Origin of the sequence: Citrobacter amalonaticus, from assembly GCF_018252635.1 — a bacterium.
GTDB lineage: Bacteria > Pseudomonadota > Gammaproteobacteria > Enterobacterales > Enterobacteriaceae > Citrobacter_A > Citrobacter_A amalonaticus_E.
The window spans coordinates 1-14,582 of the sequence record NZ_JAGTXM010000005.1 but is presented as its reverse complement, the minus strand read 5'-3'; the positions used below and the strand labels follow the sequence as shown (position 1 = coordinate 14,582).

The window sequence follows — 14,582 nt, the reverse complement described above, 5'->3', positions numbered from 1 at the left end:
TTCAGCTTTTTGTTTGTGGATTATTGAATATTGCCTCTATTCTGTTGCTTAATCATAGGCAACAGGACGCAGGAGTAATAAAAATGAAAACCGCTTACATTGCCAAACAACGCCAAATTAGCTTCGTGAAATCTCACTTCTCTCGTCAACTGGAGGAGCGTCTGGGTCTGATTGAAGTCCAGGCACCGATCCTTAGCCGTGTAGGGGATGGCACGCAGGATAACTTGTCGGGCTGTGAAAAAGCGGTACAGGTGAAAGTGAAAGCGCTGCCAGATGCTCAGTTCGAAGTGGTTCATTCGCTGGCGAAGTGGAAGCGTCAAACACTGGGACAACACGACTTCAGCGCCGGCGAAGGGCTCTACACGCACATGAAAGCCCTGCGCCCGGATGAAGATCGTCTCTCCCCGCTCCACTCGGTGTATGTTGATCAGTGGGACTGGGAACGCGTGATGGGCGACGGTGAGCGTCAGTTCTCCACTCTGAAAAGCACGGTAGAGGCTATCTGGGCGGGAATTAAAGCGACCGAAGCGGCGGTAAGCAAAGAATTTGGGCTGGCACCGTTCCTGCCAGAGCAGATCCACTTTGTTCACAGCCAGGAACTATTGAGCCGTTATCCGGGCCTGGATGCAAAAGGTCGTGAACGGGCGATCGCGAAAGAGTTAGGCGCGGTCTTTCTGGTGGGGATTGGCGGTAAACTCAGCGATGGTCACCGCCATGACGTACGTGCGCCGGACTATGATGACTGGAGCTCCGCATCCGATCTGGGGTATGCCGGTCTGAACGGCGATATTCTGGTCTGGAACCCGGTACTGGAAGATGCGTTTGAACTCTCTTCCATGGGGATCCGCGTGGATGCTGATACGCTGAAGCATCAGCTTCGGCTTACCGGTGATGAAGATCGCCTGAGTCTGGAATGGCACCAGGCGCTACTGCGCGGTGAAATGCCGCAGACTATCGGCGGTGGCATTGGTCAGTCGCGTTTAACCATGCTGCTGCTGCAACTGCCGCACATCGGTCAGGTTCAGTGCGGCGTATGGCCTGCACAGGTTCGTGAAAGCGTCGCCTCTCTGCTGTAATCTCAACTCAACGCCGCCAGCGTCTGAGCAGGCGGCTTCGCATTCCGGTATCAAAGCGCCAGATATGATCGAAAATGCGCATGATGCCGGGTTTGCCATGGGCTGACATCGCTACCGCATGAAAGCGATGCTGATGAATGCGCTGTAACTCTCCAACTTTATTCACTACGTCGTCAGGCAAGCGCTGGGCGATAAAATCTGAAATCACCACTGCATCGGCATCAAACCACTCCCGTCCCTGCATGCGCTCAATAATGGCGCGAAAACAGCTGGCGATATCCGTACCGCCGCGAAAGCGTTGGCTCAGAAAGCGGATGGCCTGCTCTATACCCTGTGGACCGGAAAGCTCATAGCGCACCACTTCGGTAGAAAACAGCATGATGAAGCAACGACGATTATCGGCAAGGGCGATGCGCATCAGGGCAAGGCAAAAGGCCTTCGCGCACTGTTCATTAAAGCCGCCCATTGAGCCGGAGGTGTCTACGCACACAATGAACGGTCCACGCGGCTGTTCATCGAAATCCTGATGAATCACCGGCCGTTCAGTAACCTTCTCCCGCCAGGCTTCACCGTGCAGACGATAAGTGAGCAGCTGTTTTTCCACCAGCCGTCGGTAGAACTCATATTCCAGTTCTGTTATGCCGAGCGTGGCCAGCTCCGGCGGCAACAAACGCAAAATGTCGTCACTTTGCTGAATCCCATCCACTTGCTCGGGAACCGTTGCGGGCTCGCGCACCAGCATGCGGAAGGTCTCCATCGGCGCATCTTTTCGTGGAACAGATTTTGCTTCTCTGGAACGCCCCAGTTGCTCTGCCAGCCGCATTAACTCCGGTTGTTCGCTCAGAAAATCACCGTACTTCACGATCAACTGATAGTCACCGCGCCTGAGCTGACCTGCGCTCATATCCCACAGACGGCCTGCTGCGGTCTCGTTTTCTGCCAGAACCGGATCCAGTTGACCGCTCAGGGTCATTCGCTCCTGAACTTCACTGAGCAACTGCTCACGTTCCTCTTCAAGCAGTTGCTGATTAAGCGTGGTGGCCTGTACCACCAGACTTAAGCGCCAGCGCTGCAAGAAGAGCGTGTGCAGGGCGGCAGTGAGTACCGCGTTGCTGTCCACCAGCTGCTGCGCTTGTCCGGCATACGGTGAGTGTAGCCGGTGTAACAGCGCCAATATTTGCGGGAGCTGGACGATGAACTGCGGGGTAGAAAGAAGCTGGCTTTGCTGATAGCACATGACCTCTTCCGTCAGTTCCGGCGGTACGCGTGCATCTTTCAGCCGACTGCGTAGCGCCTCGCGCCAGCGCGGCAGATCGTCTGTGATTGCTGCTTTCAGGCGGGGAAACTTTTCAAAAAAAACCGCCAGCTGTGGTGAAGCCAGCAGCGCGAGGATCATCTCTTCGATCATCCCCTCTTCGCTGACGGCTAACATGACATTGAGCGTATCCAGTGTCAGCATTGTTGCGCCTGACGGATCTGCTCACCGACATCCTGAAGGCTGGCCTCGATACGACCTAACCAGTCGCTATGAATAAACAGGCACTTTTGCTGTTCGCTAAAGCGGGTGTGCTGCTGTCGCCAGTCGTTTTCCAGCGCTTCCAGCTGTTGCTTAATTTCGCCGGGCATGGATTCTTCCGACGAACCGGGCAGTGCCAGCCGCGTGCCCTGTAGACTGACATCACGCACTACCAGATGCTGAGCGCTATCGACTTCCATATTCAGCGTCTGGGCAAAACCGATTCCATTGAGTTTACCGCGGATCTCACCCCCTTTCGCCAGCCATTGCTCCAGCGCGCTGCGATCAAAAGCGATGTGGATCACTTCCATATCATGCAATTTCAATGGTTGTTGCAGGAGTAGCGTCAGGGTTGTCGAGGTGACTTCGGCGGGCAAATCGTAATGTGGTCGGCGGCTGAACATACCTCCCTGACGCAGCACGGTAAAGGCGGTTTTATCACTTCGTTGTTGCTGCAACTGAATGCGTCGCTGGACGATGCCGCCGAGGCGCGTCAGCATGGTTTGTTGTTGCCAGGCGTGTCCGGTCATCAATATTTCGAGCTGTTGCTGCATCAGGTTCAGGCTCTGGGCGTCATACCACAGGCAATCCTTCAGCAGAATGAGATCGATAGGGGCAACCGCGTCACGCCCGCTAAAGAAGGCACTCGCCTGTAACAGACGAATCGCTTTTTTCCAGCGTCGGTCAGAGACATAAGGTGCATTTGGCAGATTATCCAGCTGCTGGCGCAGCATAAAAATCAGCTCAAAAACATGATCGGGCAGCGTAATTGCGCCAATGTCCTTCTGCCACCGGTAATACTCTTCATCACTCACCTGTAATGAAACGGGGACCGGGTTTTCGCTTTCGTCCTGCTGGCTTACCAGCAGGGATCGAAAGTTAGCTTTGTCCTGCACTTTGTCCAGCCACAGACGGATCAGCATACGGTCATACAGTGCTTCCAGGCTGCTGTCCGTTTCCGGCAGTTCGTTGGAAGCAGCCACCAGCAGGCGCATGGGGATTTTTTCTTCGTGCGCACCGTTACGGAAATGACGTTCGTTAATCGCCGTTAACAACGTATTGAGAATTGCTGGACCCGCTTTCCAGATCTCATCGAGAAAGACGATTTCGGCTTCAGGAAGATAGCCGGCGGTTAAGCGTTCGTAACGACCTTCATCTTTAAGCGCCTGAATTGAGAGCGGGCCAAAAACCTCTTCCGGCGTGGAGAAACGCGTCATCAGATATTCAAACGCGCGCGCATTCTGAAAGGCAAATTTCAGCCGGCGAGCGATCAGGCTTTTGGCGATCCCCGGGGGACCCAGCAAGAAAACGCTTTCGCCGCTCAGCGCGGCCAGCAGGCAAAGCCGAATGGCGTGACTACGCTCATAGAGACCTTTTTCCAGCGCGCTGCTCAGGCGGGAAATTCTTTCCGCTAATAAATGTGGGTGAGCCATAATAGAGTGGCGTCCTTTCATAAAATGTACTGCGTTAACAGCGAGTATAGACGTTTCACTCCAGAGGCTGAACTTGTCTGAGAGGCTGTTTATTTTTCTTTGAGCCAGGTTAATCTGGGCTCATTTAGGGGTACGATTTTGCTTTGAATCGTGCATACTGTGCGCTTTTTGTGGGCCAAGGGACTACGCACACATTTCTTTATATATGAAAGACTAGTCTATGAGCACTGATAATAAGCAATCATTGTCTGCGATAACCCTCGCAGCCATTGGGGTTGTCTACGGTGATATTGGTACCAGCCCACTTTATACACTTCGTGAATGTTTGTCCGGTCAGTTTGGTTTTGGTGTTGAACGCGATGCGGTTTTTGGTTTTTTGTCGCTGATATTCTGGCTGCTTATCTTTGTTGTATCCATTAAGTATCTGACCTTCGTCATGCGTGCTGATAACGCCGGTGAAGGGGGGATCCTGACGCTGATGTCGCTGGCCGGGCGTAATACTTCCGCGCGAACGACCTCTATGCTGGTCATCATGGGCTTAATTGGCGGCAGCTTCTTTTATGGTGAGGTGGTGATCACCCCGGCCATCTCGGTGATGTCGGCGATTGAAGGTCTGGAGATCGTTGCGCCGCAGTTGGATACCTGGATTGTCCCGCTGTCGATCATCGTCCTGACGCTGCTGTTTATGATTCAGAAGCACGGTACCGGGATGGTGGGGAAGCTATTTGCACCCATTATGCTGGCCTGGTTTTTGATTCTCGCCGTGCTTGGCCTGCGCAGTATTATCGCCAATCCGGAAGTGCTGCAGGCGTTGAACCCGATGTGGGCGGTGCGTTTCTTTCTGGAATATAAAACCGTCTCCTTTATTGCGCTTGGCGCGGTGGTGCTGTCGATTACCGGCGTCGAAGCGTTGTATGCCGATATGGGGCACTTCGGTAAGTTCCCCATCCGCCTGGCGTGGTTCAGCGTGGTACTGCCATCGCTGGTGCTCAACTACTTTGGACAGGGCGCGCTGCTGTTAAAACATCCGGAAGCGATTAAGAACCCGTTCTTCCTGTTAGCGCCGGACTGGGCGTTGATTCCGCTGTTGATCATCGCGGCGCTGGCGACAGTGATCGCCTCTCAGGCAGTGATATCAGGCGTCTTCTCGCTGACGCGTCAGGCGGTTCGCCTGGGCTATCTGTCGCCCATGCGTATTATTCACACGTCAGAAATGGAGTCCGGGCAGATCTACATTCCGTTCGTCAACTGGATGCTCTATATCGCAGTGGTGATTGTGATTGTCAGCTTCGAACACTCCAGTAATCTGGCGGCGGCATACGGGATTGCTGTGACCGGTACGATGGTGCTGACTTCGATTCTCTCGACCACCGTGGCACGTAAAAACTGGCACTGGAATAAGTACTTTGTGGCGCTGATTCTCGTCGCGTTCCTGTGTATTGATATTCCGCTGTTCTCGGCAAACCTCGACAAACTGCTGTCCGGTGGTTGGCTGCCGTTATCGCTGGGTCTGGTGATGTTCACCATCATGACCACCTGGAAGAGCGAACGTTTCCGCCTGCTGCGTCGTATGCACGAGCACGGAAACTCTCTGGAAGCGATGATCGCCTCGCTGGAGAAATCCCCGCCGGTACGAGTGCCCGGTACGGCGGTGTACATGTCACGCGCGCTGAATGTGATCCCCTTCGCGCTGATGCATAACCTCAAGCACAACAAGGTATTGCATGAGCGGGTTATCCTGCTGACGCTGCGTACTGAAGATGCGCCGTATGTGCATAACGTTCGCCGTGTGCAGATTGAACAGCTGTCGCCAACCTTCTGGCGCGTCGTCGCCAGCTACGGCTGGCGTGAAACGCCGAATGTCGAAGAGGTTTTTCATCGCTGCGGTCTGGAAGGGTTGAGCTGCCGGATGATGGAAACGTCGTTTTTTATGTCACACGAGTCGTTAATCGTCGGCAAACGCCCCTGGTATTTGCGTCTGCGTGGCAAGCTGTATCTTCTTCTCCAGCGTAACGCGCTGCGCGCGCCTGACCAGTTTGAGATCCCGCCTAACCGCGTGATTGAACTGGGGACTCAGGTCGAAATTTAAGCCTGCATTAAATGCCGGGTGGCGCTGTGCTTACCCGGCCTCCAAAACCCTCAACATACTCTTCATTATTTTCCCCCCATTTCACTTAGCGAAACGTTTCGACGGTGATCACAAATCTGTTACGTCATGATGGTTATTTGCTCACATCTCAGACTACACTGAATACCAGCGAAACGTTTCGCTAGTGGAGCAAGAAAATGAAGAAAGGCACTGTACTCAATTCAGAGATTTCATCGGTGATCTCCCGTCTGGGGCATACCGATACGCTGGTGGTGTGTGATGCTGGTTTACCCATCCCGAACAGTACCACGCGTATCGATATGGCATTAACCCAGGGCGTACCTTCTTTTATGCAGGTACTGGATGTGGTGACCCGGGAGATGCAGGTTGAATCGGCCATTCTCGCGACGGAAATTAAACAACATAATCCGCAACTCCACGAAACGTTGCTCAGCCACATCGAGCAACTGCAACAACACCAGGGAAACACCATAGAAATTCGTTACACCACGCATGAACAATTTAAAAAACAAACCGCAGACAGTCAGGCGGTAATTCGCAGCGGGGAGTGTTCCCCGTATGCGAATATTATTCTCTGTGCTGGCGTCACTTTCTGAGGCCGTCATGGACGCATTACTGCAACTCAAAGGGATCGATAAAGCGTTCCCGGGCGTGAAAGCGCTATCCGGCGCCGCACTCAATGTTTATCCTGGCCGCGTGATGGCGCTGGTGGGTGAAAACGGTGCCGGCAAATCCACCATGATGAAAGTGCTGACCGGTATCTATACCCGCGATGCCGGTTCGCTGTTGTGGTTGGGTAAAGAAACCACCTTTAATGGCCCTAAGTCGTCCCAGGAAGCCGGGATCGGCATCATCCATCAGGAACTTAACCTGATCCCGCAACTCACCATTGCGGAAAATATTTTCCTTGGACGTGAATTCGTTAACCGCTTTGGCAAAATCGACTGGAAGAAGATGTATGCCGAAGCGGACCTCCTGTTGGCCAAACTCAACCTGCGCTTTAAGAGCAACCGCCTGGTCGGTGAATTGTCTATCGGTGACCAGCAGATGGTCGAAATCGCCAAGGTGCTGAGTTTTGAGTCAAAAGTCATCATTATGGATGAGCCAACGGATGCGCTCACCGATACCGAAACCGAATCCCTGTTCCGTGTGATCCGCGAACTGAAGTCGCAGGGGCGCGGTATTGTCTATATTTCTCACCGAATGAAAGAGATCTTCGAGATTTGCGATGACGTAACCGTTTTTCGCGACGGGCAGTTTATTGCCGAACGTGAAGTGGCCTCGCTGACCGAAGACTCCCTGATTGAGATGATGGTGGGACGTAAGCTCGAAGAGCAGTATCCACGCCTGGATAAAGCGCCTGGCGACATCCGCCTGAAGGTCGATAACCTGTGCGGACCTGGTGTGAACAATGTCTCTTTTACCCTGCGTAAAGGTGAAATCTTAGGGATCTCGGGCCTGATGGGAGCCGGGCGTACCGAACTGATGAAGGTACTGTATGGCGCGCTGCCACGTACCAGTGGTTATGTCACGCTCGACGGGCATGAAGTGATCACCCGTTCTCCACAGGACGGACTGGCGAACGGCATCGTGTATATTTCTGAAGACCGTAAGCGCGACGGTTTAGTGCTCGGTATGTCGGTGAAAGAGAATATGTCGCTGACCGCGCTGCGTTATTTCAGCCGTAGCGGCGGCAGTCTGAAGCATAAGGATGAGCAACAGGCGGTAAGCGATTTTATCCGTTTGTTCAACGTGAAAACGCCGTCGATGGAACAGGCTATTGGTCTGCTGTCCGGTGGCAACCAGCAGAAAGTGGCCATTGCCCGTGGGCTGATGACCCGTCCGAAAGTGCTAATCCTTGATGAGCCAACCCGCGGTGTGGACGTGGGGGCCAAGAAAGAGATTTATCAGTTAATTAACCAGTTTAAGGCCGATGGCCTGAGCATCATTCTGGTCTCCTCTGAGATGCCAGAAGTATTAGGCATGAGCGATCGGATTATCGTCATGCATGAAGGGCATCTCGGCGGTGAATTCACTCGCGAGCAGGCCACCCAGGAAGTTCTGATGGCTGCCGCTGTGGGCAAGCTTAATCGCGTGAATCAGGAGTAAAAAAGATGACTACCCAGGCTGTTTCTGGTCGCCGTTATTTCACCAAAGCGTGGCTTATGGAGCAAAAGTCGCTCATTGCCCTGTTGGTGCTGATCGCGATTGTCTCGACGTTGAGCCCTAACTTTTTTACCGTCAATAACCTGTTCAACATTCTTCAGCAGACCTCCGTGAACGCCATTATGGCGGTGGGGATGACGCTGGTGATCCTGACGTCGGGTATTGATTTGTCAGTCGGTTCCTTGCTGGCGCTCACCGGCGCGGTCGCGGCTTCAATTGTAGGGATTGAAGTTAACGCGCTGGTGGCCGTTGCCGCGGCTCTGGCATTAGGTGCTGCTGTCGGTGCCGTTACCGGCGTGATTGTGGCGAAAGGTCGCGTGCAGGCGTTTATCGCCACGCTGGTCATGATGCTGCTGCTGCGTGGTGTGACGATGGTGTACACCAACGGGAGTCCGGTTAACACCGGTTTTACCGATAATGCCGATCTGTTTGGCTGGTTCGGTATCGGCCGTCCGCTGGGTGTTCCAACACCGGTCTGGATCATGGGGATTGTTTTCCTGGCGGCATGGTACATGTTGCACCACACGCGTCTGGGTCGCTATATCTATGCGCTGGGCGGTAACGAAGCGGCAACGCGTCTGTCTGGTATCAGCGTCAGTAAAATCAAAATTATCGTCTATTCACTGTGTGGACTGCTGGCGTCGCTGGCGGGCATCATTGAAGTGGCGCGCCTCTCCTCAGCACAGCCGACTGCTGGTACGGGCTACGAGTTGGATGCCATCGCGGCCGTTGTGCTGGGTGGTACCAGTCTGGCGGGCGGTAAAGGACGTATTGTTGGGACCTTGATCGGCGCATTAATTCTGGGTTTCCTCAATAATGGTTTGAATTTGTTAGGTGTTTCCTCCTATTACCAGATGATCGTCAAAGCGGTGGTGATTTTGCTGGCGGTACTGGTAGACAACAAAAAGCAGTAACAACGACTACAGGACATCTTAAATATGAACATGAAAAAACTGGCTACCCTGGTTTCTGCTGTTGCGCTAAGCGCCACCGTGAGCGCGAATGCGATGGCGAAAGATACCATTGCGCTGGTGGTCTCCACGCTTAACAACCCGTTCTTCGTCTCGCTGAAAGATGGAGCGCAGAAAGAGGCTGACAAGCTGGGTTACAACCTGGTGGTACTGGATTCCCAGAACAACCCGGCGAAAGAGCTGGCAAACGTTCAGGATTTAACCGTACGTGGCACCAAAATTCTGCTGATCAACCCGACGGATTCCGATGCGGTGGGTAATGCGGTGAAGATGGCTAACCAGGCGAAGATCCCGGTCATCACCCTTGACCGCCAGGCAACCAAAGGCGATGTCGTCAGCCATATTGCATCTGATAACGTGCTGGGCGGAAAAATTGCCGGTGATTACATTGCCAAAAAAGCTGGCGAAGGCGCGAGAGTCATTGAACTGCAGGGTATTGCCGGGACTTCTGCGGCGCGTGAGCGTGGTGAAGGTTTCCAGCAGGCCGTTGCGGCACACAAATTTAGTGTTCTGGCCAGCCAGCCTGCAGACTTCGACCGTACTAAAGGCCTGAACGTCATGCAGAACCTGTTGACTGCGCATCCGGACGTGCAGGCCGTTTTTGCACAAAACGATGAAATGGCGCTGGGTGCGCTGCGTGCTCTGCAAACCGCAGGTAAATCTGATGTGATGGTGGTTGGATTTGACGGTACGCCTGATGGCGAAAAAGCGGTAAATGATGGCAAACTGGCTGCGACTATCGCACAGTTACCGGACCAGATCGGCGCGAAAGGCGTTGAGACGGCGGATAAGGTACTGAAAGGCGAGAAAGTTCAGGCCAAGTACCCTGTTGACCTGAAGCTGGTCATTAAGCAGTAACTGGCGATTCAGGCGACTGCGTGTCGTCTGAGGGACTAAATATAAAGAAAAGTAAAGTGTGGCATACGCCACCGGGTAATACCGGTGGCGATCTCAGATGGACACCCCGAACATGAAAACCGCTGGTACTCTTGTCGTTCTTGGTAGTATTAATGCCGACCATATCCTGAACCTTAAAACCTTTCCGACGCCGGGTGAAACCGTCACCGGAAACCACTATCAGGTGGCTTTTGGCGGCAAAGGGGCGAATCAGGCAGTGGCTGCGGGCCGCAGTGGGGCGAATATTGCGTTCATTGCCTGTACGGGCGATGACGATATCGGAAGTAACATTCGTAAACAGCTTGTCAGTGACAACATTGACGTCGATCCGATCAGTATCATCAGCGGTGAGGCCACCGGCGTGGCGCTGATTTTTGTGAACGGCGATGGTGAAAACGTTATAGGTATCCATGCAGGTGCGAATGCGGCGCTTTCCCCTGCATTGGTTGAGGCGCAGCGTGAGCGTATTGCTCAGGCATCCGCATTGTTAATGCAACTGGAGTCGCCAATAGAAAGCGTACTGACGGCTGCAAAAATCGCAAAGCAAAACAACACGATTGTGGCGCTGAACCCGGCTCCGGCGCGTGAGTTATCCGACGAACTGCTGGCGCTGGTGGATATAATCACCCCGAACGAAACCGAAGCGGAAAAGCTGACGGGGATCCGTGTCGAAACCGATGAAGACGCGGCGAAAGCATCTCAGGTACTGCATGCGAAAGGCATTCGTACCGTATTGATTACTTTAGGCAGCCGGGGTGTCTGGGCCAGTGTGAATGGTGAAGGCCGTCGGGTGCCGGGATTTAACGTCAACGCCGTTGATACTATCGCTGCGGGCGATACTTTCAACGGTGCACTACTCACCGCTCTGCTGGAAGAAAAACCGCTGTCTGACGCGATTCGCTTTGCCCATGCGGCGGCGGCGATTGCGGTGACCCGTAAAGGCGCACAGCCTTCCGTGCCGTGGCGTGATGAAATTGAGGCGTTTATAGGTCAGCAGAGGTAACGCTTGGCTACCATGAAGGATGTTGCCCGCCTGGCGGGCGTTTCCACTTCGACCGTTTCGCACGTCATTAATAAGGATCGCTTTGTCAGTGAAGCGATAACTGAAAAAGTCGATGCGGCGATCAAGTCGTTAAATTACGCCCCTTCTGCGCTGGCGCGCAGCCTGAAGCTGAATCAGACGCGCACCATCGGCATGCTAATTACGGCGAGTACCAACCCCTTTTATTCCGAACTGGTACGCGGCGTTGAGCGCAGCTGTTTTGAACGCGGCTACAGCCTGGTGTTATGCAATACTGAAGGTGATGAGCAGCGAATGAACCGTAATCTGGAAACCCTGATGCAAAAGCGGGTGGACGGTTTACTGTTGCTCTGTACTGAAACACACCAGCCATCGCGTGAAATCATGCAGCGCTACCCTTCTATTCCTACCGTTATGATGGACTGGTCGCCTTTTGATGGTGAAGGGGATAGCGATCTTATTCAGGATAACTCGTTGCTTGGTGGCGATCTGGCGACACAGCATTTGATTGATAAAGGCTTTACCCGTATTGCCTGCATTACCGGGCCATTGGATAAAACCCCGGCGCGACTGCGTCTGGAAGGGTATCGCGCCGCGATGAAGCGTGCCGGGCTAGATATCCCGGACGGTTACGAAATTACCGGTGATTTTGAATTTGGCGGTGGGTTTGAGGCCATGCAAAAACTGCTTTCTCATCAAACGCGTCCACACGCGGTTTTCACCGGCAACGATGCGATGGCGGTAGGCGCTTATCAGGCGTTGTATCAGGCCGGATTGCGAATTCCGCAGGACATGGCGGTGATTGGCTACGATGACATCGAACTGGCGCGTTACATGACGCCGCCGCTTACCACGATTCATCAGCCAAAAGATGAACTGGGTGAGTTGGCCATTGATGTACTGATTCACCGGATGGCGCAACCCGCCCTACAACAGCAGCGTTTACAACTTACTCCTGTTTTGATGGCGCGGGGCTCGGTGTAGGTTTGTGGCGATCTTTGATCAGATTGCGGCCATCTTTGGCTCTTAGCAACATGAACATCAGTGCGGACACTATTGTGATTGCGCCCATCGTAATAAAGGTGTAGTGGAACTGCTCAACCGTACTGGTTCCCTCCATCCCTTCATAAATGCGTAACACCGCTGCGCTGATCGCGACCCCTAAACTGATGGACAACTGTTGTGTAACCGCCAGGACGCTGTTGCCGCTGCTGGCATTGTCATCGGTCAGATCCGCCAGCGTAATGGTGTTCATGGCAGTAAACTGCGTCGACATCGCCATCCCGAGAATGAATAACGGCAGAATCAACATCCAGACGGGCATCGCCGGAGATTGCAAAGAAAACTGTGCAATCATCAGACCGATAAAGACAGTAATACCAACCAGCGTGAAACGATAACCCAGACGACGCAATACCTGCGTCACCATTGATTTTGCCAGTATTGAACCCAGCGCGGTGGGGGCCATCATGCAACCGGCAATTAGTGCCGGATAGCCGAATCCAACCTGTAGCATCAACGGCATCAGGAACGGCACACATCCCGTTCCCAGACGGGTGGCGAGGTTGCCAGAAATGCCGACAGAGAAAGTGCGGGTCTTAAACAATGATAACGAAATGAGCGGTGTGGGATGGCGTCGCGCATGACGAATATAAGTCAGCAGTAATACAATGCTCAGCAGGATAATGGTGAGAGCTATCCAGGTGGCGACGATTTTCTCGCCAAATAACTCCATCCCGCTGGAAAAGAGAACCAGGCTCAGGCCGAAAAGAAAGAAGCCGGCCATATCAAATTTGCGCCGCGGGGTAGTGAAGTTAGGCATATATTTACGCGCATACAAAATGCCGGCGATGCCTATTGGAATATTGATCAGGAAAATCCAGTGCCAACTGGCCCAGGTGACCAGAACACCTCCCAGTACCGGACCCAGAATGGGGCCGACCAGTCCCGGCATCGTCACAAAGTTCAGTACCGGCAGCAGTTCACTGCGCGGGTACGCTCTCAATAACGCCAGACGTGCGACAGGCATCATCATAGCGCCGCCAATACCCTGAATCACACGAAAAATAACCAACTCGGGTAGCGAGCTGGCGAGTGCACAAGCCAGAGATCCCAGGGTAAACAGGCTGACGGCGATCATGAATACGCGTCGGGTACCAAAGCGATCGGCCAGCCAGCCGCTGACTGGAATTAGCATGGCGACCGTCAGGGTGTAGCTGATAATAGCGGACTGCATGGCCAGAGGGGACCGGTTGAGGCTCTGGGCGATGGCGGGTAAAGCGGTATTAAGGATAGTGGCGTCCAGCGCCTGCATGAAGAAGGCCATTGCCGCGATCCACGGCAATCCGGCCATACTGCGTGCTTTTTTGTTGGTCATGCACAATCCTGGTTGTTTTCTGGACGTTCATTCGGGGCGAACAGCAGCGCCTGGCAGGCATTAAACGCACCGTCGCCGTCACTTTTCGCTATGGCATCGACAATCGCCTGGTGCAAATCCAGCTTAACAACGGTGTTATAAGTAATTGAATTAAAATACGTGTGGTAGACAGAATGAAACAACGAGGCAAAAGAGGTTAAGAACGGGTTCGCGCTCATTGCATAAATATGTTCATGCCAGGCCATGTCTACTTCAATCCAGCGCTCGCGCTTAAAGCTCTTTTTCAGCGCTACCATCTCTTCCATTAATGTATTCAGATGCGCTTTCTGTTCTGCGGTGCCGATTGTTGCTGCCAGCGAGCACGCCTGAGGCTCCAGGCTAATACGCATTACCAGAAAGTGTTCAATGACCTGCTGAAAGTTCTCTTCAGTCATCCACCAGGTGAGTAACTCCTGATCGAGAAAGTTCCAGTTTGTCTGTGGCATCACGCGGGTACCAATGCGAGGGCGTGGCAGAACCATCCCTTTGGCGGTTAACGTTTTGACTGCTTCACGTACGGCGGTACGGCTTACGCCAAATTGTTCACCCAGTTCAATCTCCCCAGGAAGAATGGTGCCAGGCGCATATTCACCTTTGAGGATCTGCTGTGCCAGCTTCTCAGCCAGAACATAAGAAAGGTTTTTCTGTGCGGCCAACTGTTGTGCGCTTAAAGGCATGGCTCTTTGTCCTTTATCTTTTGCTTACTCATTAGTATGCCACCAGGAAGTGTGATTGCGGCTGCAAAAACGGCAAATTGCTTATTTTATGGCACGTTAATACCGCTTTTGGTGAAAAAAGGAGCACTCGGATAATTATTTTAAATTTCCCCTTGTCAGCCCGAAATAACTCCCTATAATGCGCCTCCACTGACACGGAACAACGGCACGCAAGCCGCCGGGTCAGCGGGGTTCTCCGGTGAAAACCAGCGATGAACACCCACAGAGAAAAGCAAAATAAATGCTTGACTCTGAAGCGG

At 53.2% G+C, this 14,582-nt stretch carries 12 protein-coding genes; 8 read left to right on the top strand and 4 right to left on the bottom strand.

Going from position 1 to position 14,582, the window contains the following annotated elements:
* Window positions 1–83 precede the first annotated feature (83 nt).
* Complete coding sequence (gene asnA, locus KE671_RS15630; RefSeq protein WP_195506395.1) at window positions 84–1,076, top strand: aspartate--ammonia ligase; 993 nt, start codon at window positions 84–86, stop codon at window positions 1,074–1,076.
* A gap of 7 nt (window positions 1,077–1,083) precedes the next feature.
* Here the strand turns inward: asnA and viaA are convergent, their stop codons facing one another.
* Together viaA and ravA are read right to left on the bottom strand one after the other, a co-directional pair.
* Entirely contained in the window at window positions 1,084–2,535 is a 1,452-nt protein-coding gene (gene viaA, locus KE671_RS15625; protein WP_206163723.1) for an ATPase RavA stimulator ViaA, read from the bottom strand.
* Entirely contained in the window at window positions 2,529–4,025 is a 1,497-nt protein-coding gene (ravA, locus tag KE671_RS15620) for an ATPase RavA (RefSeq protein WP_206163722.1), read from the bottom strand. The genes viaA and ravA overlap by 7 nt, the downstream gene beginning before the upstream one ends.
* A 220-nt stretch (window positions 4,026–4,245) precedes the next feature.
* Here ravA and kup point away from each other — a divergent pair, with 220 nt between their 5' ends.
* The 7 genes from kup to rbsR all read left to right on the top strand — a co-directional run bounded on the left by kup (window position 4,246) and on the right by rbsR (window position 12,174).
* The gene (gene kup, locus KE671_RS15615; protein ID WP_206163721.1) at window positions 4,246–6,114 is read left to right on the top strand and encodes a low affinity potassium transporter Kup; all 1,869 of its coding nucleotides are present in this window, start codon (window positions 4,246–4,248) and stop codon (window positions 6,112–6,114) included.
* Window positions 6,115–6,311: 197 nt separating this feature from the next.
* On the top strand, window positions 6,312–6,731 hold the full coding sequence (gene rbsD / locus KE671_RS15610; RefSeq protein WP_061075803.1) for a D-ribose pyranase: 420 nt from the start codon (window positions 6,312–6,314) through the stop codon (window positions 6,729–6,731).
* A gap of 7 nt (window positions 6,732–6,738) precedes the next feature.
* Entirely contained in the window at window positions 6,739–8,244 is a 1,506-nt protein-coding gene (rbsA, locus tag KE671_RS15605) for a ribose ABC transporter ATP-binding protein RbsA (RefSeq protein WP_206164032.1), read from the top strand.
* 5 nt (window positions 8,245–8,249) lie between these two features.
* Entirely contained in the window at window positions 8,250–9,215 is a 966-nt protein-coding gene (rbsC, locus tag KE671_RS15600; RefSeq protein WP_042998765.1) for a ribose ABC transporter permease, read from the top strand.
* A 24-nt stretch (window positions 9,216–9,239) separates the two neighbouring features.
* On the top strand, window positions 9,240–10,130 hold the full coding sequence (gene rbsB / locus KE671_RS15595; RefSeq protein ID WP_206163720.1) for a ribose ABC transporter substrate-binding protein RbsB: 891 nt from the start codon (window positions 9,240–9,242) through the stop codon (window positions 10,128–10,130).
* 112 nt (window positions 10,131–10,242) lie between these two features.
* Window positions 10,243–11,172: a ribokinase gene (rbsK, locus tag KE671_RS15590; RefSeq protein WP_206164031.1), complete on the top strand. Its 930-nt coding sequence runs from the start codon at window positions 10,243–10,245 to the stop codon at window positions 11,170–11,172.
* Window positions 11,173–11,175: 3 nt separating this feature from the next.
* The gene (gene rbsR, locus KE671_RS15585) at window positions 11,176–12,174 is read left to right on the top strand and encodes a ribose operon transcriptional repressor RbsR (protein ID WP_206163719.1); all 999 of its coding nucleotides are present in this window, start codon (window positions 11,176–11,178) and stop codon (window positions 12,172–12,174) included.
* Here rbsR and mdtD read toward each other — a convergent pair.
* Window positions 12,140–13,567 carry a multidrug transporter subunit MdtD gene (gene mdtD, locus KE671_RS15580; RefSeq protein WP_206163718.1) on the bottom strand — a complete coding sequence of 476 codons (1,428 nt, stop codon included), beginning with the start codon at window positions 13,565–13,567 and terminating at the stop codon, window positions 12,140–12,142. The two genes, rbsR and mdtD, sit on opposite strands and share 35 nt — an antisense overlap.
* Complete coding sequence (locus KE671_RS15575) at window positions 13,564–14,283, bottom strand: FadR/GntR family transcriptional regulator (RefSeq protein WP_206163717.1); 720 nt, start codon at window positions 14,281–14,283, stop codon at window positions 13,564–13,566. Before KE671_RS15575 ends, mdtD begins: the two co-directional genes overlap by 4 nt.
* Between the last annotated feature and the right edge of the window lie 299 nt (window positions 14,284–14,582).